Here is a 23,775-nt window from a genome sequence, read left to right as displayed (position 1 = left end):
CTTCTAATCCGCCAAGGAGCGGATTCTTTCATAAAGTTCGGTCGCGCCTAATTGCGCTGCTGCTTTTTCTCTTACTTCCTCTGTCCGTTCAATAAATGGGTCGGTGTCGATTTCGTGGACAATTGCCCCCTCCTCCTCTAACTGTTCAAGGGACTGTTTTGCCAACTCCTTATCTGCTTGGCGGGCGGCAACAGTGGCTTCATCTGCCGCTTCATAGATTGCCTGTTGCTCTTCTTTAGAGAAGCGCTCCATTACAATGTCCGATGTTAAAAAGAAACGTGTCGTATAATCATGGTTCGTTAACGTCAAGTAAGGCGTCACTTCATGATGGCTCGACTGATAAATATTTGTAAAATCATTTTCCGATGCATCGACAACCCGGTTTTGCAATGCTTGGTACATCTCATCCCAGGCCACACTTGTCGGCAGTGCCCCTAATGCTGTCCAACTATCCTGGATGGCAGGCGAGTCTTGCGTTCGAATGCTGACATTACGCAAATCGTCTATATGAGCAAGTGGCTCTAGCCCATAGTATTGCCGTACTCCCGCTGTCCAGTAGCCGAGTACTTGCAAGTTTGTGTCCCTTTCAATCATCTCGCTCATTTCCACGCCAATTTCGCCGTCAACAACGCGCTCCCAATGTTCATAGCTAGTGAACAAATACGGCAGCGAGAATAAGTCGATTTCACGCAAAACTTGTGTCATAAACCCAGGCGAAATAACAGCCATATCAACCCCGCCTGTGGCAATGCTCTGCAACAGCATATCTTCATTGCCGCCTAGCGAGCCATTCGTATGAAGTTCTGCAGTTACAGCGCCTCCCGTCTTTTCCTCAACCGCTTCTTTAAACGCTTGAAAACCGACTGCGTATGGGCTATTGGCATCTAGTTGCGTCGCCAAAATTAGCTTTTTCGGATCCCCTGGATCGTTGTCCGCCGTCTCTTTTACAGCAGCACAACCACTAAGCAATAAGGTAGCTGTCGCTAACAAAAACAGCTGTTTTCTCACAAAAGCCCACTCTCCTTCATTAGCAAGATTGCCTGCACTTTAAGGTTGGCTGAAAGCGGTGAATGCGATTTTCTGAACGTTTCTTGCCTCCATTGATTTCTTCCAGCAGTAGCTCAGCAGCTTTATGGCCCATCGTAAATGTCGGCTGAGCTACAGTCGTAATGGATGGATTAAAAAAATCAGCAAACGTCACATCGTCAATCCCAATTAGTGCAATTTGTTCAGGAACATCGATTTTTTGTTGTTTGATCGAGCGCAGCAATTCATACAAAACTAGATCATTTCCAGCAATAACGGCATCAGGCGGAGTTGGCAGCGCCAGCATGTCGGCAAGAAAACGTGGGGCTTCCTCTACTTGCCCCGCCGCTACATACGCTTCCTCATACTCGAGCCCTGCTTCACTAATCGCCTTCATAAAGCCGTCCCGCCGTTCCATTCGCGGGGTAATCTCCTCTAAAAGCGGTGGAAGCACTAAGCCAATTCGGCGCCGACCACTTTCGGCTAATGCATGGACTGCCAAACGCATCGCTTCTTCATTATCGGCAAGCACAGCATTTACAGGGACACCATGAATGAGCCTATCGATAAAAACAAGAGGAAAACGAGCAGCGACGAGTCCATTGAATAACTCTTTATTGTCGCTTGTAGGAAAAACGATCAACCCGTCAACTTGCTTTGCCCGCAACATCTCCACATACTTTTTTTCTTTCTGGGGGTCGTTATCTGCATTGCAGACAATGACATGGACATCATAGGCATGACATGTATCTTCAATCGCACGAATCACTTCAGTAGAAAAACTATGGAGTATATTGGCGACAATGACGCCAATCGTTTGCGTTTTTTTCTGCCGCAAACTTCTCGCTACCGCATTTGGGCTATAGCCTAACTCATGAATCGCCTGTTCGATTCTGCTCTTTGTTTCTTCGCTCATATAGTGGTAGCGTTTGTTAAGAAATTGCGATACGGTGCTTTTTGATACACCTGCAAGCTTTGCTACGTCTGCCATTGTGACGCTGGCCATTCAATTCCTCCTTAACTAAACCGATTTAGTAGTAAACTTAATTGCATTCTAACGTTTTGTAAGCGCTTTTTCAAGTGAAAACATAAAAGCGCCTATAAAAATGTTTTTCTTTATAAAAAATTACTTTGACAGACAGAGCAATTAATAGTACTATTACTCCATCAGATAGTACTCTATGAACAAGAGTAATTTCCATTTTTATTGATTCGCTAAAAAGAGGTGATCCAACTAAATGCGCAGTGATTTGTTGAGAGGCCATATCGACTCAATCGTGCTTAGCCTATTAGCAACGAAGGATAGTTACGGCTACGAAATTTCAAAAGAGATCGCCCGTAAAACCGATGGCCGCTTTGAAGTAAAAGAAGCTACGCTTTACGCCGTCTTCCAACGGCTTGAGAAAAAAGAATTGATTGTATCTTATTATGGCGCTCGCTCCCACGGAGGCAAGCGCAAATATTATTCGATAACAACGTTAGGCAAAGCGTATTTGCGCGAAATAACGGTGGAATGGAATGAACTAAAGTCAGTCATTGACCTATTTTTGAAGGGAGTTTAGTTATGAAAACAATCCGCAACCACGTTGACCATTTATTCCGCGATGTGCCGGAAAACGAGGAAACTTTGTTAATGAAAGAAGAAATTGTCGAAAATCTAGAAGAAAAAGTCGACGACCTCATTCGGGAAGGAAAATCACAAGAAGACGCCATCAATAAAGCGATTGTGGAGTTTGGCGACATTTCCGAAATCAAGCAAGCCTTTCAGGACGAAGAAAGCAAAGCGGCTCCACATTGGCTAAAAAAGTCGCGAGCGCGCTTAAATCTTGAATTCTCTTTGTGGGGAAGCGCCTTGGTTATTGCACTGTTCGCTTTCATTAATTTTTACTACACTCCTACTGTTATCTGGTTCGTTTACCCTATGTTTGCCGTGTTGTGGTGGCCGCTTTCACTCTTTTTCCACTGGCGCAAACAGAAAGGCGGACACCAATGATCGTTCTATTTAATTTGGCGGCTCATGTGTTTATGGGCGTTCTGTTTCTTATTAATTTCTTGACCACACCTGGAGATTGGTGGGCCCTGTATCCAGCCGGACTACTGTTATTAAGCTCGCTCAGCATTATGTTAGATAGAAAACTTAGCTATAAGCTTTATGCCTCCACGATGGCGGCTGCATTCATCGTTTACTTAAGTCTTGTCAATTGGATACAAACGCCCGATTATCCTTGGATCTTATATATTTGTTTCCCATTATTATGGTGGCCCCTTTCCGCCTTTTTTGGCCAGGCGAGCCGCTCGCTCTTTTTCGCTGGCATTGCGTCAAGTTCAATGATCTTATATTACATTCTCCTTAACATGTTTTGGGAAACCGGCTTTCCTTGGGCTATTTTTCCGGCATTCGTCCTCCTATGGTGGCCTTTGTCTATAGGTGTTGCCCGCCGCCCGCTCGCTTACGGGGTCCTGGGAACGATCCTTTCATCTGTTTTTTTCATTGCTGTGAATTGGATTACCACACCTGCAACCATTTGGGCCATTTACCCAATTTTTGTTCTTATTTGGTGGCCGATGTCCATTGCTCTCTACAAAAAACCATTGGCCTTCTCACTGGCTGGCTCTGCCTTGCTCATTGTGTTTTTCGTAGCCGTCAATGCGTTGACAACACCACTTACTCCTTGGGCTGTGTTTGTGATTTTTGCCGTTTTATGGTGGCCACTTGCTATGTACGTTTACTGGCATAAACAGAAAAAGCGCCATTCATTTTAGCAAAAACAAAAAAGAGGCGTCTGCCTCTTTAGACTGTAGACAAACGCCGCACACATCGTCGTTTGTCTCGGTTATATGCTTTGAAATTGTCGTTTTATGCGCAAGAAAACTGCTCATGAACCCTCTGGTCTCCATCTAAGCAGTTTCTCTATGGTTTTTTTGTGAAAATCCGTGTTTTATTCAGACATTTTAACTTACTTTCTTCTTTTGTATTTTTGATACAAAGAAAATCAGCATTCCCGATATGGTTGTCATAATTAAACAAGCTATAAAAACAGATCTATAGTTTAAAAAATCGGCTACCGTTCCTGTTATAAATCCTGCTAGCATGCCACCTAACTTGTTTGTATTTGAAAATAACGTAGTTACTGTTCCAGGTTTATCTGGCAATAAATCTTGAAAATATATCATTCCATTTGCCATAATAACAGCAGTTGAAAATGCTCCAAATAATTGTAGAATTAATATTTGCCATATATAATTAGATAGAAATAAGCCGAGAAAGTAAATAGAATAAGTTAGTGTCCCTAATAACAATATATTTGACTTATTCGATAGTGTAGTTTTAAGTCCAAGTAGAATCATAAATGGTATTTCGAGTGCTGCAGAAATACTAAACAGTATCCCTACGGTTGAGTTCTCTTCAGATAGTGTGTCTATTATAAACAAGGGAGTATTTATCATTGAAATAGAAGAGCTCGTCATTAACAGGACAAAAGAAACCGTTATAATTTTCAAACTAAAATTGCTGACGTGGGGGTTTGAACTAGAAGAACTAGTGGTTACTTTTATTGGTCCTAGTTGCCTCTGTTTTGGATATAGAGCTAACAGAACTATTATAGTTAGGTAAATAAGTGCAGCAATTAAAAAAAGCCCCTGATACCCCATCCCCCTCAAAATTAATGCGCCAATAACAGGCCCTACTACCCATGCTAGAGAAAAAAACATTCTCAAATTACTAATCGCCAACTCTTTTTCTGTGCTGCCTTCATTTACTACTGTTTCTCTGGCCAGCGCAAATAATTGGGGAAAACCTGAAGAAACTACTGCAAGAAAACTAATGGCAGAAACCAATAAAACAACATAATGTCTCGAAAAAGCAAAAATAGTATATCCGATAACTCCAGCTAGGCTAACTATTATTATAATTAATTTCCTAGTAACTTTTCCATCTGATACTTTTGCAATTAAAGTACTGATTATAACCCCAAAAATAGCAGTTAAACTCATATAAATTCCTAATTGTGTTGGGGTCATTCCAACTACTTCCACAGCAAATATAGATAAGAAGGGTTGTGTTAGTGAAAAAACTAAACCAGTAAGCACAATTGTTACTAATAGTATTGAATAACCACCTATTTTCACTAATTGTTTATATTGCAGATAATAGGTATGTATAATTTTTTTCATTCAACCATCTCTTTCATACTATCTCATATCTCCTCAGCATTTCTATTATTCTTTCATAAATATAAAAGTATCACTTTTCGAGAGGTATTCACTATATTTTAATACCATATCCATCCACTATTCTATTTTATAATACTAAAAGACAATTGCAGATTCTTACTTATAAATATTTCCCTTCATCTCATTTTTTATCAAACATTCGTATAAGTTTTTTAGCTCTTCTTTAACACTTTTATTGTTTTGATTAATAATTTCATTTGCCTTTTTCAAATTCATATTCTCACTAAAGAAGGAACGCCAAGCCAAATAAACATGCAAGTCTTGAAATTTATTGCAAAAATAAAAATAATTCTTGTTTAGCGTTCTCTTTCTCTCAATGCTTAAATGATCTTTAGGACTTCTTTTTTGACCAATTGGATGAATTTGATGATAATTGCTTGCCCCTTTATCTACACGGAACACACCACCTTCATTATATAATCTATAGCAAAAATCAGTGTCCTCCACACCCCATCCCTTATAATTCTCATCAAATAATCCTACTTTTTCTATTTTTTGTTTCGCAACAGATAAGTTTCCCGTGGTCCCAAGAACCCAAGGAAAATTAAAATTATCTAGACTTTCAGAGTAAGCTTTAATTATATCAATATGATTATCAGGTTCTTCTCCTACAATAAAAGGTTTTATGCTTTCGGAAAAATTATCTATTATGTCTTTTGGATGTAAGAGCAATTTAATTTTATTATGATGTTCTAAATTAGGAAACATTTTTCTTAGGCTACTTTTCAGTAAGGGGAGTTCGTCTGGCTTCCATATTGAAAGGACATTATATTTCCAACCTATTAAAATCAAATTACTGTTATTTTTATGTTTCTTTTTATGTTCTTCAATAAAAAAAGGGCTTACGATTCTATCGTCATCGTTAAATATTATCAATGTACCAGATGATTGAAGAATACCAGTGTTTCTGGCACTAGCCCTTCCCTTATTGTTTTGAAAAAAATATTTTATATTAATAATATCCATATAATCGTTGACTACTATTTTCGTGTTATCTTCACTACCATCATCGACAACTATTAATTCATAATCTTTACATGTCTGATTCACGAATGATGCAAGGGTTAACTCTAAATACTCTGCTTTGTTAAAAGTAGGTATTATAACGCTAATCATTTTTTACTCCCCCTTAATAAGTTAGTCGATTTTCAATAAAATTTGCAAGGTTCTCTGTACCTTTAAAATGCGCCATTTTGCTAGAAACTTCTTCGCAAGCATTCTGAATTTTTTTATCAGCTAACATACGTTCAACCATTTTCTGAATAGTGATCTGAACGTTATCCTTCTCTAAAATTTCTCCTACATTCATTTTTAAACACCGTTTAGCATTATCTAGCTGTTCGTTGTTGTGGGGAATGATTATTTGCGGGGTCCCACTGAAGATTCCTTCCATAAGAGTTCCATGCCCACCATGGGTAATTGCCAAATCTGCAGACTTCATAATTTCTATACTATTTTCGAAATGTTGAGCAACTTTAACACTAACGTTAGTATTGAGAGACTTTATTTCCGAAACAACTTCTTTAATATCATTAATTGGTATATTATTACCTGTGGAAACTACAATATTAGCGCTGATCTTTGCCAAACCCTTTAGAACAGATATTAAATATTCTTTTCCTGAGGGCGATCCTCCAAAGGTAATATATACAAGCGGGGCATCAGAATTGCTTGTTAAATTCTTTTTTAATATCTTTTTCTTAGGTAATTGAGATGGGTATATCGTCATTAAAGGTCCACAATAGTAAATTTCTTTTACAGATTCATTTATAATTTCCATTATGCCCTTCGGAATATGACACATTGGTTCAAAATTTGAAAAATCAGGGATCACTACTACATCACCAAAAATATGTTTTATAGCCGATTCGCTTATTCCCATAACTTTCATTTGGTCTATTACTAAAGGAATTACCGTTGAAAGAGGGAAATTGAATAACTTTATATTATTTAATGAAATAGATGGAATGTTAGCAAGCTTAGCCGATACTCCAGATGTTATTCGCATATCATGCAATACAACATCTGGTTTGAATTGATTTATAAGTGTTGTATCATCTATCATACACTTTTCAATATAATTTTTGCTGGCCAACCTCTTCTTGGTAATTTCCGAAAGATCCACTTCTCTGTTCATTTTTGACCACAAAGGCATTGGCTCTAATTCATGTACCTTAACACAATTTAAACCGTATGACTTTGGCAAGTACAAGGTTTCCTCAGCACACGCTAATAAAACATCGTGGCTTCTTTTTTGTAATTCTAATCCTATTGCAATAGCCCTCATCATATGTCCCAAACTGCTTCGGCTAAAAGTAGTAATCAATACCTTTTTATGCTTACTTCTGAGATCACAATGATTTTTCGTATAAATATAATAGTCTTGGTTCGGATTCATTAAAAAACCCCCTTTTAATACATGAAAGGTTATTAGCTTATCAGTGGAGCTGCATTTTTTTTCGTAATGCGTAAAAAATTATCCATCAGCCTTAATCCTTCTAAAGTATAGATCGATTCTGGATGAAATTGTAACCCATAGATTGGGAAAACTTTATGCTTAATAGCCATTATTTCATTATCATCTTTTGAATACGCCAATACCTCGATATTGTCTGATAAATTATCTTGATTTATTACTAAAGAATGATAACGCGTTGCTTTGAAATTGTTAGCAACTCCTTGAAATAACAAATCATTGTTATGTCTTATTAAAGAAACTTTCCCGTGTTTGGGCTCAGTGGCTTTCACTATTTCACTGCCAAATACTTCAGCTATAGCTTGGTGACCTAGACAAACTCCTAGTATGGGGATCCGACCTTTAAAGCTCGAAATAATGTCCTTCGATATCCCTGCATCTTTTGGGCGCTTTGGACCAGGCGAGATAATAATGTACTCAGGATTTAATAAAGAAAGTTGCGCTATACTGATTTCATCATTTCGAGAGACTACTATTTTTAAATCACTAATTTTCCCCAAATAATCTACGATATTATATGTGAATGAGTCATAATTATCTACTACAACAATCATTGAACTCCCTCCTGTTCTAAAGCTGCTAGCGCTTGTAGACATGCCTGCATTTTATTAGTCGTCTCTTTAAATTCATTTTCAGGAATAGAGTCATAAACCACTCCGGCTGCAGCTTGCGTATATGCATACCCATCTTGGATCAACACCGATCTAATAATAATTGATGATTTTAAATTCCCTGTAAAATCATGAAAAACCATACCACCAGAATAAAACTCCCGTTGCACGTTTTCCATCTCCGATATAATTTCCATTGCTCGAATTTTTGGCGCTCCAGTTACTGTTCCTGCAGGAAAGCTAGACTTTAGAGCGTCTATCGCGTCTTTTCCGTGTTGAAGAGTACCCTGAACTATGGAAACCATATGAATAACGTGAGAGTATTTTTCAATTCCCATTAACTCTTTAACTTTAACTGTTCCATATTTACTAACTCTTCCAATTTCATTACGTGCTAAATCCACCAGCATAATATGCTCAGCTCTTTCCTTCTCATCACTTTTTAATTCGTCAATTATCTCTTCTTCTGTTTTACGAGTTGAATACCGCTTTCTAGTTCCTGCTATCGGATACAGATACATCTCTCTATTTTCAACTTTAACTAACAATTCAGGTGAAGCTCCTATTAAAAATTTATCCTCAAATTTCATAAAAAACATATAGGGAGATGGATTAATCTCCTTTAACTTGAAATAGAATTCAATTGGACTGTGATTGAACTTCGTTTTTAATCTTCTTGATAACTGAATTTGAAATATATCACCCTCTATAATATACTCCTTACATTCCGAAACTTTCTCTATATATTCTTTTTTTGAAATACTTTCTTGATAGTTCAATTTAGTATTCACAAAAAGCTTATCTTTTTCTTCAGTAATATACTTTTGCCCATCTTTTAATAGTTGAGTGTATTGTTCTAATAACCTTTTCTTTCTGTAAAAAAGTTCATTTAAATCAGTATTTAATCCTTCTTCTTTAAATACATTTTGGACTAACATATATTCCATTTTGTGATGGTCACGTATGATTAGACTTCTGGGGACAGTAAAAACAGCTAATGGCAAATTTAATTCTCTCTTATTATTACAATCTATTTTCTCTATAAACTTTACGCACTCATATGTTAAAAATCCAACGAGGCCATTCTGATATTTATCTTCGCCAGTAGAATTTTTACTATACTCTTTAACCAAACCCCTAATTATTTCGAAAATATCACCTTCTTTGAAAGTAGTGTCTTTTGAAAGTGAATTTTTAATTTCAACATAATCATCAAAACATTTCACTTCTAAAAAAGGATCAAACCCAATGTATGAAAACTGGTCATGTCCTGGCGAACTTTCCAATAAGAATAAGCCGTCTTTGTCAACAAATTTTTCGACTAAATAATTAAAAGAAGTATTTACTCCTTTAATTTTTCTTGTTAAAGAAACGTACGGAAAAGGGACCGTCAAGAATTTTGTGTAAATGAAAACCCTAATCTATGTTCAGTTAGACCACTTTCGTTATTTTCTTCGTTCAAACATGCTTACTAATTCAGCTCTTGCTAAATCAAATCCAAGATGACAACGTGTTGAGAATTTTTGATTGTAGGGTTCAAACTGACTAACGAGGAACCGCTCAATGGACGGTTCATTTGGAAATTGCTCTTTCCGCTTGCTGTACTTCTTTAACTGTTTATTAAAGGATTCAATAAGATTGGTGGAATAAATGCTTCGCCAAATGGCTTGAGGGAAGTCGTAAAACGTGAGTATAAAAGGATTCTCCTCAAGTGATTTTGTTGCTCTTGGATAGACTTTTTTCCATTTTGTCACGAAGTCATCGAGCGCTTTTTGGCCCTCTTGTTTGCTGGTCGCGCGGTAGACTCGCTTAAAATCACCACAGACTTCAGCCCGGTCTGAAACGCGAACCTTGTGTGCGAGGTTGCGTGATAAATGGACACAACACAATTGATAGGACGAAGAAGGAAAGAGACTTTGAATGGAATCGACGATTCCTTTAAGCCCATCCGAAACAAAAAGCAACACGTCCTCGACGCCTCGATTCTGAAGATCTTCTAAGACTTCTTTCCAGACCAAAGCCGATTCAGTTGGTGCGATCGTGTACGCCAGCACTTCTTTCGTCCCATCCTCTTGAATACCAATGGCCAAATAGACCGCTTCTTTTGAAACCGTGTCTCGTTTAATCGCAATAAAGGTGGCATCTAAATAGACACAGACATATCGCTTCGCCAGGGTTCGTGCTTTAAAAGCTTCGACTTGTTTCTCCATCGTTTTGGTCATATTCGAAATGGTTTGTGGCGTGTAATGATGGCCATACATGCGTTCAAGGAGATCGGTGATCTCTCCTGTCGTGACTCCTTTTTGATACATGTGGATGACGAATGATTCAAGCGTGTCATTGGATCGCTTATACGGTGAGATCGTTTGTTGGTGAAACTCCCCATTTCGATCTCTCGGAATGGAAAGGTGAAGATCCCCAAACTCTGTATGAAGCGTACGCGGGTACGTGCCATTCCTCGAGTTTCCTGAACCAAATCCACCACGATCGTATTTCTCATAGTCCAGAAAAGCCGTTAATTCTGTGGCTAGAAGGGTGTTGACGGCGTTTTCTAGATGCGTTCGAAAAACTTCTTTCAAATCCTCTTTCCGAACTAGAGCTTGTGCAATATCTGTAGTAAAATCAGTCATAGGGAAGTCCTCTTTTCTGTGAATTTTGTGTGGTAACTCAATTCTACTAGAAAAGGGCTTCCTTTTTCCGTCTAATATTTATTATTTACACAAGATATTTTACGCTCTCACGGAAAATTTACGATTTCCTCTCTAAATTGCTTCGCATTATAATCATTAATATTCAATTGCCACACTCCTAACAAAATCGTTTTCATGAAAAAAAACCAGACTTCTTTCACGTCCGGCTGGCTGGCAACAGTTTTTTGCACCTTAATACATTTATGTATAAATACATAAATAATCATAAATATAAACTCTATTGCTCTGCTCTGCTCAGCTCAGACTCAACTATTTTATTCTAATTCTAACTCAGCTAAAAAACTCTCTACATAAGCTACACTCGGGATCGGTTTTACTTCAAAAAGATTATAATACGAACGATAAAGGATCATAATTAATTTGTCAACAGTTAATTTTCAGTATATTATTTGTAATCCTTCTCTAGCAGCGTTTGTCAAAATCGAGAGTTCACGATCTCATCTTTTTTCTCATGATCTTAAGGCTTTTCAGAAGGAAAGTGTTCAAAATTATTGGATCACCTTGATCATACCAACACTCAACAGCCTAGTTTCATCATTCATAGTCAGGAAAGTGGTCGTGAGAGCTTCTTTTCATGGTCTTAACTCATATATAATATAAAACGCTTTGTTAATTTTTCATTTTATGGTGGCCACTTGCTATGTACGTTTACTGGCATAAACAGAAAAAGCGCCATTCATTTTAGCAAAAACAAAAAAGAGGCGTCTGCCTCTTTTTTTGCTAGGTTGCTGGCCAAACGACCGGACGCAGCTCTTCTTTGCCTGTTAAGTTTGCGATAAACTGAACCAACAACTCAATTTCTTGTTCCATATCTTGTTTCGAAACGACTTCACGGGGAGCGTGCATATAGCGGAGTGGCAATGATACGAGCGCAATCGGCACGCCCTTGCCTGTTAAGCGCATGCGGTCAGCATCGGTACCTGTGTTTCTAGGGGTCAGCTCGTATTGGACATCAATGCCTACCTCTTTGGCTGTACGTTCAAGCAGGGCATTGATGTTGCGATTAATGGGTGCTCCTTTTGCCAACACTGGCCCGCCGCCAACTTTCACATCGCCGTATTTTTTGGCATTCACTGTTGGATAGTCCGTCGCAAAAGTGACGTCAAGGGCGATGGCGATATTAGGCTTAATCCCTGCTGCGGCGAAGTAAGCACCGCCCAAATTGGTTTCCTCGTTAACTGTGCTGACAGCATACACGCCAACCTGAGGGCGTTTTTGTTGGAGGCGCCGTAATATTTCGGCAACCATAAAGGCACCGCTCCGGTTATCCAAGCCCCTTGCGCTTAATCGGTCGCCAAGCAAATCGATTGCCCCATGGCTATAAACAGCATAATCGCCAATTTGCACATAGGCTTTTATTTCTTCAGCCGAAGTAGCCCCGCAATCAATGAAAAGGTCATCGAATGAAAAGTTGTCGCCCGCGCCGCCATGGTGTTCTGCATTGGTGCCAAACACGCCATTGACATTGCCATTGCTGCCAAGTATAGTCACTTCCATGCCAAGTGCTGGTTTATGGCTAATTCCCCCTAGTTTTTCAACGTATACAAAACCATTCTCATCAATCGCTTTGACTAAAAAACCAATTTCATCGCAATGGCCTGCCAGCAGGACATTAAATGGCGCCCCAGTGTTCAGTGCGGCAATTGCATTTCCAGCTTCATCCGTATAACACGTATCAGCAAATGGAGCAACGTAGGCAAGCCATTTCTGTTGGATTTCTGCTTCTAGCCCTGACGGGGAGGGCGTGGACAGCAATTGGTGTAAAAATTGTTGTGCTGAAGATTCCATGAAAGCCTCTTCCTTCCTAATAAATAACGATCTTTTTTCATTTTACTAAATGCGAACGTCAAAAGCGAATAGGCGAATCGTACGTCTAGTGAGTCGTTTGTTGAATAACGTGCTATACTACCAGTGGAACAATTACGTGATGAGGTGAACGTATGGTAAGCCGTGTAATGAAAGGTCTTGGCGGGGTATTTGAAGGCCTTCTGGCCATCCCCTTTTTTGGTGGGCTGTTTATCTTAATGTCAGGTTACTCGCCTTTATGGTTCATGCTTGTTTTTCATATTGTTGGCCTTCTTTTGGCCGTTGCCTCAAGCCGTGGCAAAGCAGGGCATATCTTTGGCATAGTGGCATCGGTAGTTGGCTGGATCCCGCTTTTGGGCTGGCTCTTCCATGTCATAACCGCGATTATATTGCTCATTGAAGCTGCAGTGGACCGCTAACAAGGACGTTATCTGTACGAAAAAAAGGAGGGGCTCCTCCTTTTTTTTGTCACAAACTTTGTGCGTAGCGTCTGCTTAGCTTTTTTTGGTGAGCCGCAAATACATCTTCCAAAGTAAGGTCGTAATGGCTGGCAATCATGCTAATATTGCCAAGCACATCCCCTAATTCCTCGGCAAGCTGGCGGCGGTTCTCTTCTATGGTCGCAACTGTTTCATCTGGCCTGTCACGGCCAATTTCCAGCGCCCGGATCGCACGGGCAAGCTCTCCTGTCTCTTCCGATAAAAACCCCATGCGAATAAAGATGCCTAAATCAGCCCAGCCTCGTTTCTCATAATAGTTCGCTACCCAGTTTTGAAAATCGTTGCTATTCACGTCACTACCACCCCGTATTTAGATTACATTTCACATTATAACACTAAATATAGTGTCCAGGCTGTAGTCGTGCCATTATTGACAACTTCGTTCTAGTAAAAGGATGGAGTGTGTGAGCACAAGATCATAGACTTACATCGGAATCGTCTATATCGCCCATGCTGGTCCCTGCTTGCACTTCAGCGCCAACCGCTTCTTTTTCCAACTCCTCACTGACTGAACCATCCTTCAGTTGGGGCACCACAAGAAAATAAGCGGCAGTTAAAAAGATGACTGCGAACACGACAAGCTGGCTAAAAAACCAAACAGCGTTCTTAACTGCTTGTTTGTCCCTCTTTGGCTGTACGATTGGTTGTGTTCCATCGCCGTCAGAACCTGCTTTTTCGTTTTCTTGCTCCTGGTCTAATGATGGGGCAAGGGAGCGCATTTCTTTCAGTTCTTGCTTGTGTGCTTCTTTTTCTTCTTTGGAGAGCTTATTAAACCAGTTAATATAGTCTTCATACTGTTTAATGACTTCGTTTTTGTCGCCGAACTCCCTGACTTCGCCATTATGAAGCCATAACACCCGGTCCGAAAGATTTTTGATCTCTTTTATATTGTGGCTAATAAACACGATCGTTTTATTTTGCGCTTTAAACTCATCAATTTTGTCTTTGCATTTTTGGTAAAACGTTTTGTCGCCAACTGACAATGCTTCATCGACAATTAATATGTCGGGGTTTGTATGGGCAGAAATAGCAAACCCTAAACGGGATTTCATCCCTGATGAATAATTTTTAACAGGCTGGTCAATAAAATCGCCAATGTCGGCAAATTCTTCGATTGCTGGCATCAGCTCTTCAATCTCTTTTTTGCTGAAACCATGCATTAAACATTTTTGCTCAATGTTTTCGTAACCGTTCAAATTTTTGTTTAAGCCGACATTAATGGCGATCAATGATGTTTCGCCATTCACCGTCATTTCGCCTTCCGTTGGCGGGATGACGCTAGCTAAAATGTTGGATATCGTCGATTTTCCTGACCCATTTATGCCGATGACGCCGATTGTTTCGCCTTCATAGACTTCAAGGTTTATATCTTTGAGGGCATAGAAGTCACGGTGCTGCTCACGAGTTTTCGGAAAGAACATCGCCTTTAACTTCTCGGTGTTATTCCGATAGAGCGTATATTTCTTCGATACGCCCGTTAATGTCATTTTCGGGTTCATATTTGCCTGCCCCCTTTATAAATAATCGACAAAGCTGTTTTTAAATTTATGGAACACATGGGAACCGATGAAGCCAATTAACAAAATTCCAGACCAGAAAAAGGCCATATATGTCAAATCTTCATAAAACCAGCGCCCGCCGATAAAGGTATCCCGGAACCCAGTCATAATGTAATAAAATGGGTTCATCTGCAAAATCGCCAACAGCTTTTCTGGCATCGACGCCGGCACCCAGACAATTGGCGACAAGAAAAACAGCATCCGCATGCCTGCTTGTAAAAAGTTATAGTAATCACGGATGACTGTCGCTATCGTAGCACTAAACAATGTAAATACGTATAGGAACGCGTATAAGCACAATAAGTAATAAGGCAGCTGCAACAAATAAGCACCCGAAAAAACCGAGTAAATCGCCAACACAATGCCAAGAACGCCAAGCATGACAAAAAAGCTGATCGAATTACCGACAATAACAATTGACGGCAGCACGCTGACAGGAAACTTCATTTTTGACACCATATTGATTTTTTTGTGTATGCTATTTGATGCTTGCAGTACAGTAGGACTAATAAAAAACCATGGGATTAAACCGCACAAAAGCCAAACAAAAAACGGCGTGTCCCCTACATCTTTCCCTTGGCGAATCCCTAAACCAAAGATCACGAAAAAGACAACGACTTGCATGAGTGGGCTAAACAGTTGCCAGAGCGCACCTAAGTAATGAAGCTGGAACTTGCTCCTCTGCTCAAATGCAGCGAGGCGGAAAATAAGATGTTTGTTGTCGTATTGCTCTTTCAGCAATTGAAAAACAGCCTTCATAGCTTGTACTCCTTGATGGTAAATTAGCTGCACTTTTAGCAAAAACGCTTCAGCCAAGCTTAAAAACAATGTTCTGGCCTGTTTGTCAGTGCGCTATATTTATAGTCTTCACATCCCTATATGATACCATCTACAAATCTCGAGCGCCATTATTGAAATCCGACAAAATTGCGGAAAACAAGCGCCTAGTTTAAACAATTATAAAAAACAGTGCTTTTGGCATAGCACTGTTTCGAATGGATTGAACGCTACATTCTCCATTGTTCGTCTCGTTGACAAGTTTTTCTAGCAGCCTAATTGCTTTAGGCATTGGCATTGTATTTAATAAGCATACATCATCCACAAGCCAATGTCAGAAAAGCCAATTCGCTTATAGATAGCACCTGCAGACGGATTGTCATAGAACAAGCACGGCTCCTTGCCTTCAGCGATCAAGTCGCTGCAAAGCCTGGCAACACAAGCACTCGCAAAGCCTTTCTGCTTGTGCGTCTCTAATGTTGCCACGCCAACAACCATGGCTGAAGCGGAATTTTCCGCAGTCGTTGATGCGCTAGAGACAATCTTCCCTTCATCTTTCACATAAATCGCTCTTGCAAAACCAGTTTGTAAATGTTGACGCTTTGTTTCTACAGAGGTAGGCAACGAGTCGGCAAACTCAGGAATTTGTTTTATAAATGTTAGCAATGCCGCTGCATCGTCAGGCGTCGCCTGTGCGAGTTTGACTGGAACATCCACTTCGTAGTCGACACGTGTGCACTTCGCATAATACATTTGCCGTTTTTGTTTATACGCAGGCAAATAGGTTGCTACTTTTTCACAAACAGATTTCAACCCAGACATCCGTGTGAACGAGTGGTCATTGATCATAATGTTTGCGAAAGCTTCTGCCGCAAACGGCTCTTTCCCATAAGGAATGTACGATTCATAGTATTTTAGCAAAACCGCGTTTAGCTTGCCTGTTTCATCAACTTCCCCCCACAGACGCTGGAAATCGGTTTCAAAGCCAAACGCCTCTATATCGCCAATGATAAATAAGTTTTCGGCCTTTTGCTGTCTTAAAAATGCTAAACACTGTGCTTTATCGTCTTGCGTTAACAATCGAATCATCGCTTTTCCTCCCCCATACGGTTTTGTCTATTATAAGGAAAAATCGTTTATTCGATAAGAAAAAGTCCAATAGACTATAAGTCGGATCAAACTCATTGCCAAACGCGTTCTTGTCTTGCCCTGTTCATGCATGAAAAAAGAAAGCCGTCACATAATACAAGGGAGGTGAAGCGAATGGAGAATCAATGGCATGCGACGACAATTGACAATGTAGAAAGTGTGTTACATACAAATCAAACGACTGGTTTAGAAACAAAAGAAGCAAATCGGCGCTTGCGTGAATATGGACGGAATGAGTTGCCAGAGAGAAAAAAAGACTCAGAACTGAAAAAGTTTATTCGCCATTTTAACGATGTGTTAATTTATGTTCTTCTTGCTGCCGCCCTTATTACTGCTTTGCTCGGCCATTACATCGATACAAGCGTCATCCTCCTTGTTACGATCATTAATGCTTTTATTGGCTATATTCAAGAGAGCCAGGCGGAAAAAGCGCTATCTGGCATTAAAGCGATGCTTAGCTTAAGTGCGATTGTCCGCCGCAATGGCGAGCGCCTTGAAATTGAAGCGGCGGAAGTCGTTGTTGGTGACGTCGTTGTCTTAAGTGCTGGCGATAAAGTGCCAGCCGATATTCGTTTAATAGAAGCACACAACCTTCGCGTCGAGGAATCGGCACTAACAGGCGAATCGACGGCTGTTGATAAACAAACGGATGTTCTTGATACGGATACTGTATTAAACGACCGCACCAATATGGTATTCTCAGGCACGTCTGTCGCTGCGGGAAGCGCCGTCGGTATTGTTACAGCAACTGGGTCGGCAACAGAGCTCGGTAAAATCAATGAAGCGATTGCCGCTGTTGAATACACACAGACCCCGCTCTTGCGCCAAATTGCCGCGTTTGGAAAAACGATTGCTTTTTTTGTCGTTGGCGTCGCCATCGTGATGTTTTTATTTGGCTACCTATTCCGGGGCTTTCCTGCGGGGGAATTGCTTTTATCGGTCATTGCCTTGGCAGTCGCCGCGATTCCAGAAGGGTTGCCTGCCATTTTATCGATCATTCTTGCTGTCGGTGTCAAACGGATGGCTAGACGAAACGCGATTATACGCAGCCTTCCTTCTGTTGAAACGCTCGGCTCTGTGTCTGTCATCTGTTCTGATAAGACGGGAACGTTAACAAAAAATGAAATGACGGTAACAACCGTAGAAACGACAGCAGCCAGTTACACAGTTACAGGAACGGGCTATGCCCCTGAGGGCGAGATTGCCCCTAACGCTGAAACAGGCAATGAAGCGAGCACTGTGCTAGAGCGCTTTCTTGCTTGCGTACAAACATGCAACGATGCCAGTTTGCGTCAAGGCGACGACGGTCATTGGACGATTGACGGCGACCCAACAGACGGGTGTTTTTTAACACTTGTACGAAAAACAACATTAGACTTGCCCCGTTATACGGTAATTTCGAAAATCCCCTTTGATTCTGAGTACAAATATATGGCCGTATTAGCGGAAACAAACGGCGAGCGTGTCCTCTTTGTAAAAGGCGCTCCGGATCAAATTTTCGCCATGGCCGAACAAAACAGCGACGTCCCGTTCGACCGGGCTCATTGGGAACAACAAATGTCTGCTCGTGCCAACTCTGGCGAGCGCGTACTTGCTGCAGGGTACAAAGAAATGCCTGCTCAGGCAGACTCCATCGGCCATCATGATTTAGCTAAAGGAGTGACGTTTTTAGGTTTGGCCGGTATTGTCGATCCGCCTAGAGAAGAAGCAATAGCTGCCGTCCAGGCATGTAAAAAGGCAGGCATCCAAGTCAAAATGATCACAGGTGACCATGGAGACACGGCCAAAGCAATCGGCAAACAGCTTGGCATCGGCAACGAGGCAAAAGCCCTTACAGGCAAAGAGTTGGATCAAATGAGCGATGAAGAGCTAGACGAAGCGGCAACGAGTACCCATATATTTGCACGGACAAGCCCGGAGAATAAATTACGGCTTGTCAAGTCGCTGCAAAAGCAAGGGCATATTTGCGCAATGACAGGAGACGGTGTCAATGATGCGGCCGCCTTAAAGCGGGCTGATATTGGGGTAGCGATGGGCATCAAAGGCACAGAAGTGACAAAGGATGCAGCAAAGATGGTCCTTGCCGACGACAATTTCCAAACGATTGTCCATGCTGTTGAAGAAGGACGCCGCGTCTACGACAATGTCAAAAAAACGATTCTCTTCATTTTGCCGACGAATGGAGCAGGGGGGATTTTAATTGTCGCAAGTATTTTTCTCGGCATGTCGATGCCGCTTACCCCTGTGCAAATCCTTTGGGTCAATATGGTTGTCGCTATTACCGTTTCCCTTGGCCTTGCTTTTGAACAATTGGAACCAGGCGCTATGCAACGCCCGCCTCGAGATCCAAAAGCAAAGTTGCTTTCCCCCTATTATCTTTTCCGGATTACAGCCGTTTCGGCTATGATTGGCATTGGCACGCTTTGGATGAATCATTTTATGCAAACGAGAGGCTACGAAGGCAGCACGCTACAAACGATTATTTTGCAAATGTTTGTCATGGCGCAACTTTTTTACATGTTCAACTGCCGCAGCGAATTGGACTTTGCCTTTAACCGCAGCTTCTTTCAAAACAAAGTTGCATTTGGTGTCGCCTTTCTCTTGCTTTTATTGCAGCTTGCCTTAACGTACATTCCGTTTATGAATACGGTCTTCCAAACAACACCACTAACCGTCGGGCAGTGGGCGATTCCGATTTTAATGGGTTTGTTTGTGTTCACTGTCGTAGAAATCGAAAAGCGGATAACAAAAACGCTGTCGCTTAAATCTAGGTAAGTTCCAGATTTAAGCGACAGCAACAGGTTTTTCGAGCACTTAGGTGTCGTACAGCTCGATGCGTGCTAGTAACAATTCATGCAAGCAGCATCAACGATCTCTTTCGATTTGACTGCCCCAAATCGCGATACCTTCATCAGATAAGGCCGTAAAGGTTAGCGTTTCCCTATTGGACACTGGATTCCATTGGTGGATGAAAACGCCGTTATAGGTGGCGCCATTGATTTGCAACTCTACATTGTAATCGCCTGTTTTTTCCCACGTTCCTGTCACAGCACCTGAAAGTTGCTTGTTTGCCTCTAAACGGATCATTGTGGACTCCTTGATGTCAGCCGTGATCTCCTTGCCATGGTTAATGAACTTGTAGTCACCGACTACGTCTTCGTCTTCTACTTTAGCCAACGATTCCCCTGTATAACGGTAAGGAGCTATGACCGGCCAACCTTTCTCATTCATAACCATTTGGTGTACACGAATTTCGTGTAGTTCTCCCCGTTCAGGGAAACGTGTATGGAAAAAGAGAAAGATCTTTTCTTTTTCTTCATCGTAGTAAACAGAATTGTGTCCAGGGGAAACGTAGCCTGTTCCTAAACTTGAACCAGTTTCACCTGGCTCACGTTTAAACAAAAAATTGCCCATTTGTTTGACGCCGAATGGTTCAATCGAAGCGTCATCAAAAAATGTGCCTGGCGCCCCTTTCGCGCCGCTCATAAAACGCCCTTCTGCATCGACATAAGGCCCCGTCGGCTGTTTTGCTCGTGCTACACGCATATTATAACCGCCCGTCGCATCAAGCCCGCCAAAAGTCAAATACAAATAATAATAGCCAGTTGTGTGGTCATAATGGATGTAAGGGGCCTCAATCCGGCTATGGTTCCCGCCTGTTAAGTGAGTGCCGTACCCTTGCCCAGGCAGCGGAAATCCCGTGTTCGGGTCCATTTCCAAAATAAAAATTCCCCCTGAGTAAGAGCCATAGACCATCCAAAGCTTCCCTTCATGATCGAAAAACGTGTGGGGGTCTATCGCATTTGGGTGAACATTAGCATCATAAATTGTTCCGTCTGGGCTTTCTTCTCCCCACATTCCTGACTTCAAAAACACGCCCAAATTTTTATAAGGCCCTTCAATGTCATCGGCCACGGCAACACCTAGTGCAGACCTTGGGGCGTCCCCTTGGCACGCATTGTAATACATATAATAACGGCCATCTTCAAGCTGGATCACATCGGCTGCCCAGAGCGTATCGCTATTTGCCCATTCAAAAGCTTCTGCTAGTTCCTCATAAACATTTGGGATTAACGGATTGCCATTGTGGACATGAGTGGAGACTTGCTGCCAGTTCAGTAAATCACTTGTTTTCGCTGAAGCCAAATGAGAACCAAACACATAATACATCCCGTCTGCTTTAATGACGGAAGGGTCATGGACAGACGCTTCCGTAAACGTCGGTGCACCGCTTTTTAGTCCTTGTTTGTGAAACGCCTTGTTTTGCTGGATGTCACCTGCTTGTGCAGGAGTGGCAATCGCCAAGATGAACATAAACGCCAGCAAACTACTGAACAACCGCTGTTTTCCCATTCTCACTTGCAGTCCTCCTCAAAAAAATTGGTCGGCACCGTCTCGTTTCTGACTTCACATCTACCATCACTAAGTTTCAAATGGAACGTGAAAAATCACCATTTCCCGCCGTCTGGGTGGGGACAACCTTTGTTTTGAAAGCTGGCAGCGTACTGGATCAACATCCCGCTATGTCGGCACGTTGTTTCGTACACTAACGCTGAACATTGGCCGCATTGGGTGAGGCGCCGGAAATACTCCGCTGTTGTGGCCAGAGGCTCGTTTTCCTGCTCGCCATATTCTTCAATAAGCCGCTCCAATTCACTTGCCGTTAACCGCACACTTGCCATACAGCCTTTACAAGGCGGTTCATTCACAATTGGCTCCCCCTTTCATGTATGTTCATAGCCTTTTTTCAAATCAGGGGCTCCCTTTATTGAAACCCCTGATTTATAGGGATCTACGGCCTGATTGTTACTCGCAAAACGGAAGAAGGGGGAACATCTAACTTCAATTCCTGTCCACTGATAGAAGTCGGCTGATACGCCACAGGTTCGACTTTATTCGGTTGTTCAAATGTGTTATGCGCATTTAACTCATTTGCTGTTAGCAGTTCACCAGAAACGTTAGCAGCAGACAATGGCCTCTCTATTCCTTCAAGTTTGAGCGCTAGTGATGCAGCATGGTTTGGATCAAGATGGCAAATACTAATATGAATGGCTCCGTTGCTATCTTTTGAAGCGGTAGCCGTCATTGCTGGCAGCTCTTGATCATCGAAGCGATACAAGCCGGCATCTGCTTTGACTTCTAGCCTCGTCGCATCTTGATGGACTTTATACATATTAAACACATGGTAAGTTGGCGTGCGCACCATTCGCTCTCCTTCGGTTAAAATCATCGCTTGGAGCACATTGACCATTTGCGCGATATTCGCCATGTGGACGCGGTCGTTATGCTCGTGGAAGATATGGAAATGGACGCCCGCCACCAACGCGTCACGAATCGTGTTTTGCTGGTATAAAAAGCCTGGATTCGTCCCTGGTTCCACGTCAAACCACGTTCCCCATTCATCTACGATTAAGCCTACGCGTTTCGCTGGATCGTATTGATCCATGATTGCTGAGTGCCTCTTCAGCAAATCATCCATACGAAAGGCTTTTTTCAATGTTTTAAACCATTGCGACTCATGCTTATCTAAGGCTGCGCCTTTTTCATTCCAGTTATCACCTGGCACCGTATAGTAATGCAAGCTTAACCCGTCCATTAACTGGCTCGCTTCCCGCATTAACACTTCCGTCCAGTGGTAATCGTCAACATTGGCTCCACCGGCAATTTTATAAAGCTTGTTGTTGCCGTAATTCCTAACATACGTTTGATAACGACGATAAAGGTCAGCGTAATATTCGGCTCTCATATGACCGCCACAGCCCCAGTTTTCGTTTCCGACGCCAAAGTACGTTAAACGCCACGGCTCCTTTTTGCCATTCTCTGCGCGCCAATTTGCCATTGGCGATTCGCCGTCAAATGTCATGTATTCAACCCATTCTTGCATTTCTTGGACAGTGCCGCTGCCAACATTTCCACAAATATAAGGTTCAGCTCCGAGCAATTCACACAACCTTAAAAATTCATGGGTGCCAAAATGATTGTTTTCAATGACACCGCCCCAGTGGGTGTTGACCATCCGTTTGCGGCTTTCCCTTGGGCCGATGCCGTCCTTCCAATGGTATTCATCGGCAAAGCATCCCCCAGGCCACCGCAAAACCGGAATATTTAGCTCTTGCAAAGCTTTGAGCACATCATTGCGAATTCCGTCTGTATTTGGGATAGTGGAGTCTTCTCCAACCCAGAGGCCTTCGTAAATACAACGGCCTAAATGCTCTGAAAAGTGGCCATAAATATGCTTGCTGATTGTTCCTCGTTGTAAATCTGTATACACTTTTACTTCTCGTTCCATGTTTATCAGCCTCACTTTAGAATAATGGGTGAATCGCTGCAATTACAAACAGCGTCAACAGTGGTACCGTTTTCAATAATCCTTACATCTACTTTCTACATTGACACCTCCATTTACGTGTTTAGAGCTACAGGAGCACCGGTACTGCTGTCAAAGGCCGATGTTCCCTCTCGTCTTAGCAGCGATTTTAATCGCTTTGTTTTTTGATACATACATCATAAAAGCCATGAAAAAGACGGCAAACCCGATAATGTCCATTGCCAAAAAGAGAAGCGCGGCCCAAAGACCGGTCCATATTAAAATGCCATTTTGGATTTCATTATCTTTAATTTTTGTGGCAATAACCAAGCTGATGACCCCTCCAACTAACACGAATAAGCCAAATAGCAAAACAACATTGATCACGTCGCTAATTAGTTGGGATGTTACAAGCATCGTTTCTGCAGTTTCATTCTCTAACCTTTTCGTTCCTGACTGTTTAAACCAAGCCGAATAGCCAAAAATCGTTAAAAGCGCTGTCGTTATATTCCAAACTCCGCCGACAATTAAACACCTTCGCTCGAAAGACCGGCGCACCGCTACACTCTCCCTTCGTGTTTTATTGGCGATTCTCCTTTCTCACTAGGCCTATGGCCCCA

General features: G+C 41.7%; 22 protein-coding genes. 5 read left to right on the top strand and 17 right to left on the bottom strand.

Going from position 1 to position 23,775, the window contains the following annotated elements; genetic code table 11:
* Positions 1–3: 3 nt before the first annotated feature.
* Positions 4–1,008: a TRAP transporter substrate-binding protein gene (locus tag BC8716_RS10995; RefSeq protein ID WP_094425641.1), complete on the bottom strand. Its 1,005-nt coding sequence runs from the start codon at positions 1,006–1,008 to the stop codon at positions 4–6.
* 19 nt (positions 1,009–1,027) lie between these two features.
* Positions 1,028–2,032, bottom strand: a complete 1,005-nt coding sequence (locus BC8716_RS10990) for a LacI family DNA-binding transcriptional regulator (RefSeq protein ID WP_094425639.1) — start codon at positions 2,030–2,032, stop codon at positions 1,028–1,030.
* A 232-nt stretch (positions 2,033–2,264) separates the two neighbouring features.
* On the opposite strand from BC8716_RS10990, the gene BC8716_RS10985 reads away from it, so the two are divergent.
* The 3 genes from BC8716_RS10985 to BC8716_RS10975 are packed head-to-tail and all read left to right on the top strand — an operon-like array spanning position 2,265 to position 3,789.
* Positions 2,265–2,588: a PadR family transcriptional regulator gene (locus BC8716_RS10985; RefSeq protein WP_094425637.1), complete on the top strand. Its 324-nt coding sequence runs from the start codon at positions 2,265–2,267 to the stop codon at positions 2,586–2,588.
* A 2-nt stretch (positions 2,589–2,590) separates the two neighbouring features.
* The gene (locus BC8716_RS10980; RefSeq protein ID WP_094425635.1) at positions 2,591–3,019 is read left to right on the top strand and encodes a permease prefix domain 1-containing protein; all 429 of its coding nucleotides are present in this window, start codon (positions 2,591–2,593) and stop codon (positions 3,017–3,019) included.
* A complete protein-coding gene (locus tag BC8716_RS10975) occupies positions 3,016–3,789 on the top strand; it encodes a hypothetical protein (protein ID WP_094425633.1) in 774 nt (257 codons plus the stop codon). The genes BC8716_RS10980 and BC8716_RS10975 overlap by 4 nt, the downstream gene beginning before the upstream one ends.
* Before the next feature lie 189 nt (positions 3,790–3,978).
* Here BC8716_RS10975 and BC8716_RS10970 read toward each other — a convergent pair whose 3' ends face one another.
* From BC8716_RS10970 to BC8716_RS10935, 7 genes are all read right to left on the bottom strand, one after another.
* The gene (locus BC8716_RS10970; RefSeq protein WP_094425631.1) at positions 3,979–5,199 is read right to left on the bottom strand and encodes a sugar efflux transporter; all 1,221 of its coding nucleotides are present in this window, start codon (positions 5,197–5,199) and stop codon (positions 3,979–3,981) included.
* A gap of 156 nt (positions 5,200–5,355) precedes the next feature.
* Entirely contained in the window at positions 5,356–6,375 is a 1,020-nt protein-coding gene (locus BC8716_RS10965; protein ID WP_094425629.1) for a glycosyltransferase, read from the bottom strand.
* 13 nt (positions 6,376–6,388) lie between these two features.
* Positions 6,389–7,657: a glycosyltransferase gene (locus tag BC8716_RS10960; RefSeq protein WP_094425627.1), complete on the bottom strand. Its 1,269-nt coding sequence runs from the start codon at positions 7,655–7,657 to the stop codon at positions 6,389–6,391.
* A gap of 32 nt (positions 7,658–7,689) precedes the next feature.
* On the bottom strand, positions 7,690–8,289 hold the full coding sequence (locus BC8716_RS10955; RefSeq protein WP_094425625.1) for an anthranilate synthase component II: 600 nt from the start codon (positions 8,287–8,289) through the stop codon (positions 7,690–7,692).
* Complete coding sequence (locus BC8716_RS10950) at positions 8,286–9,632, bottom strand: chorismate-binding protein (RefSeq protein ID WP_157730420.1); 1,347 nt, start codon at positions 9,630–9,632, stop codon at positions 8,286–8,288. Before BC8716_RS10950 ends, BC8716_RS10955 begins: the two co-directional genes overlap by 4 nt.
* 159 nt (positions 9,633–9,791) lie before the next feature.
* Entirely contained in the window at positions 9,792–10,976 is a 1,185-nt protein-coding gene (locus BC8716_RS10945) for an IS256 family transposase (RefSeq protein WP_011245678.1), read from the bottom strand.
* Between the two features lie 801 nt (positions 10,977–11,777).
* Positions 11,778–12,845: a M20/M25/M40 family metallo-hydrolase gene (locus BC8716_RS10935; RefSeq protein WP_094425620.1), complete on the bottom strand. Its 1,068-nt coding sequence runs from the start codon at positions 12,843–12,845 to the stop codon at positions 11,778–11,780.
* Positions 12,846–12,997: 152 nt separating this feature from the next.
* Here BC8716_RS10935 and BC8716_RS10930 point away from each other — a divergent pair, with 152 nt between their 5' ends.
* The gene (locus BC8716_RS10930; protein ID WP_094425618.1) at positions 12,998–13,282 is read left to right on the top strand and encodes a hypothetical protein; all 285 of its coding nucleotides are present in this window, start codon (positions 12,998–13,000) and stop codon (positions 13,280–13,282) included.
* Positions 13,283–13,331: 49 nt separating this feature from the next.
* Here the strand turns inward: BC8716_RS10930 and BC8716_RS10925 are convergent, their stop codons facing one another.
* The 4 genes from BC8716_RS10925 to BC8716_RS10910 form a co-directional block, all read right to left on the bottom strand.
* Positions 13,332–13,655: a MazG nucleotide pyrophosphohydrolase domain-containing protein gene (locus tag BC8716_RS10925; RefSeq protein ID WP_094425616.1), complete on the bottom strand. Its 324-nt coding sequence runs from the start codon at positions 13,653–13,655 to the stop codon at positions 13,332–13,334.
* A gap of 124 nt (positions 13,656–13,779) precedes the next feature.
* A complete protein-coding gene (gene tagH, locus BC8716_RS10920; RefSeq protein WP_094425614.1) occupies positions 13,780–14,862 on the bottom strand; it encodes a teichoic acids export ABC transporter ATP-binding subunit TagH in 1,083 nt (360 codons plus the stop codon).
* Positions 14,863–14,877: 15 nt separating this feature from the next.
* Complete coding sequence (locus BC8716_RS10915) at positions 14,878–15,681, bottom strand: ABC transporter permease (RefSeq protein WP_094425612.1); 804 nt, start codon at positions 15,679–15,681, stop codon at positions 14,878–14,880.
* 321 nt (positions 15,682–16,002) lie between these two features.
* A complete protein-coding gene (locus BC8716_RS10910; RefSeq protein WP_094425610.1) occupies positions 16,003–16,788 on the bottom strand; it encodes a GNAT family N-acetyltransferase in 786 nt (261 codons plus the stop codon).
* Between the two features lie 174 nt (positions 16,789–16,962).
* On the opposite strand from BC8716_RS10910, the gene BC8716_RS10905 reads away from it, so the two are divergent.
* Positions 16,963–19,623: a cation-transporting P-type ATPase gene (locus BC8716_RS10905; protein ID WP_094425608.1), complete on the top strand. Its 2,661-nt coding sequence runs from the start codon at positions 16,963–16,965 to the stop codon at positions 19,621–19,623.
* 90 nt (positions 19,624–19,713) lie between these two features.
* On the opposite strand, the gene abnB is transcribed toward BC8716_RS10905, so the two are convergent.
* The 4 genes from abnB to BC8716_RS10885 all read right to left on the bottom strand — a co-directional run bounded on the left by abnB (position 19,714) and on the right by BC8716_RS10885 (position 23,713).
* Complete coding sequence (gene abnB, locus BC8716_RS10900; protein WP_094425606.1) at positions 19,714–21,201, bottom strand: arabinan endo-1,5-alpha-L-arabinosidase AbnB; 1,488 nt, start codon at positions 21,199–21,201, stop codon at positions 19,714–19,716.
* 95 nt (positions 21,202–21,296) lie between these two features.
* Positions 21,297–21,557 carry a hypothetical protein gene (locus tag BC8716_RS10895; protein ID WP_257392257.1) on the bottom strand — a complete coding sequence of 87 codons (261 nt, stop codon included), beginning with the start codon at positions 21,555–21,557 and terminating at the stop codon, positions 21,297–21,299.
* A gap of 83 nt (positions 21,558–21,640) precedes the next feature.
* Positions 21,641–23,137: an alpha-N-arabinofuranosidase gene (locus BC8716_RS10890; RefSeq protein ID WP_094425602.1), complete on the bottom strand. Its 1,497-nt coding sequence runs from the start codon at positions 23,135–23,137 to the stop codon at positions 21,641–21,643.
* 150 nt (positions 23,138–23,287) lie between these two features.
* Entirely contained in the window at positions 23,288–23,713 is a 426-nt protein-coding gene (locus BC8716_RS10885) for a DUF4064 domain-containing protein (RefSeq protein WP_094425600.1), read from the bottom strand.
* Between the last annotated feature and the right edge of the window lie 62 nt (positions 23,714–23,775).

It is taken from the genome of Shouchella clausii (assembly GCF_002250115.1).
In the GTDB taxonomy this organism is placed as follows: Bacteria; Bacillota; Bacilli; order Bacillales; family Bacillaceae_D; genus Shouchella; species Shouchella clausii.
This window is presented reverse-complemented; position numbering and strand designations above follow the sequence as displayed.

Excerpts from the sequence above, each read along its gene's own strand:
- BC8716_RS10970 (WP_094425631.1), bottom strand. The coding sequence starts at position 5,199 with ATGAAAAAAATTATACATACCTATTATCTGCAATATAAACAATTAGTG.
- BC8716_RS10975 (WP_094425633.1), top strand. The coding sequence starts at position 3,016 with ATGATCGTTCTATTTAATTTGGCGGCTCATGTGTTTATGGGCGTTCTG.
- BC8716_RS10890 (WP_094425602.1), bottom strand. The coding sequence starts at position 23,137 with ATGGAACGAGAAGTAAAAGTGTATACAGATTTACAACGAGGAACAATC.
- BC8716_RS10965 (WP_094425629.1), bottom strand. The coding sequence starts at position 6,375 with ATGATTAGCGTTATAATACCTACTTTTAACAAAGCAGAGTATTTAGAG.
- abnB (WP_094425606.1), bottom strand. The coding sequence starts at position 21,201 with ATGGGAAAACAGCGGTTGTTCAGTAGTTTGCTGGCGTTTATGTTCATC.
- tagH (WP_094425614.1), bottom strand. The coding sequence starts at position 14,862 with ATGAACCCGAAAATGACATTAACGGGCGTATCGAAGAAATATACGCTC.
- BC8716_RS10905 (WP_094425608.1), top strand. The coding sequence starts at position 16,963 with ATGGAGAATCAATGGCATGCGACGACAATTGACAATGTAGAAAGTGTG.
- BC8716_RS10985 (WP_094425637.1), top strand. The coding sequence starts at position 2,265 with ATGCGCAGTGATTTGTTGAGAGGCCATATCGACTCAATCGTGCTTAGC.
- BC8716_RS10930 (WP_094425618.1), top strand. The coding sequence starts at position 12,998 with ATGGTAAGCCGTGTAATGAAAGGTCTTGGCGGGGTATTTGAAGGCCTT.
- BC8716_RS10990 (WP_094425639.1), bottom strand. The coding sequence starts at position 2,032 with ATGGCCAGCGTCACAATGGCAGACGTAGCAAAGCTTGCAGGTGTATCA.
- BC8716_RS10980 (WP_094425635.1), top strand. The coding sequence starts at position 2,591 with ATGAAAACAATCCGCAACCACGTTGACCATTTATTCCGCGATGTGCCG.
- BC8716_RS10935 (WP_094425620.1), bottom strand. The coding sequence starts at position 12,845 with ATGGAATCTTCAGCACAACAATTTTTACACCAATTGCTGTCCACGCCC.
- BC8716_RS10955 (WP_094425625.1), bottom strand. The coding sequence starts at position 8,289 with ATGATTGTTGTAGTAGATAATTATGACTCATTCACATATAATATCGTA.
- BC8716_RS10910 (WP_094425610.1), bottom strand. The coding sequence starts at position 16,788 with ATGATTCGATTGTTAACGCAAGACGATAAAGCACAGTGTTTAGCATTT.
- BC8716_RS10945 (WP_011245678.1), bottom strand. The coding sequence starts at position 10,976 with ATGACTGATTTTACTACAGATATTGCACAAGCTCTAGTTCGGAAAGAG.
- BC8716_RS10915 (WP_094425612.1), bottom strand. The coding sequence starts at position 15,681 with ATGAAGGCTGTTTTTCAATTGCTGAAAGAGCAATACGACAACAAACAT.
- BC8716_RS10960 (WP_094425627.1), bottom strand. The coding sequence starts at position 7,657 with ATGAATCCGAACCAAGACTATTATATTTATACGAAAAATCATTGTGAT.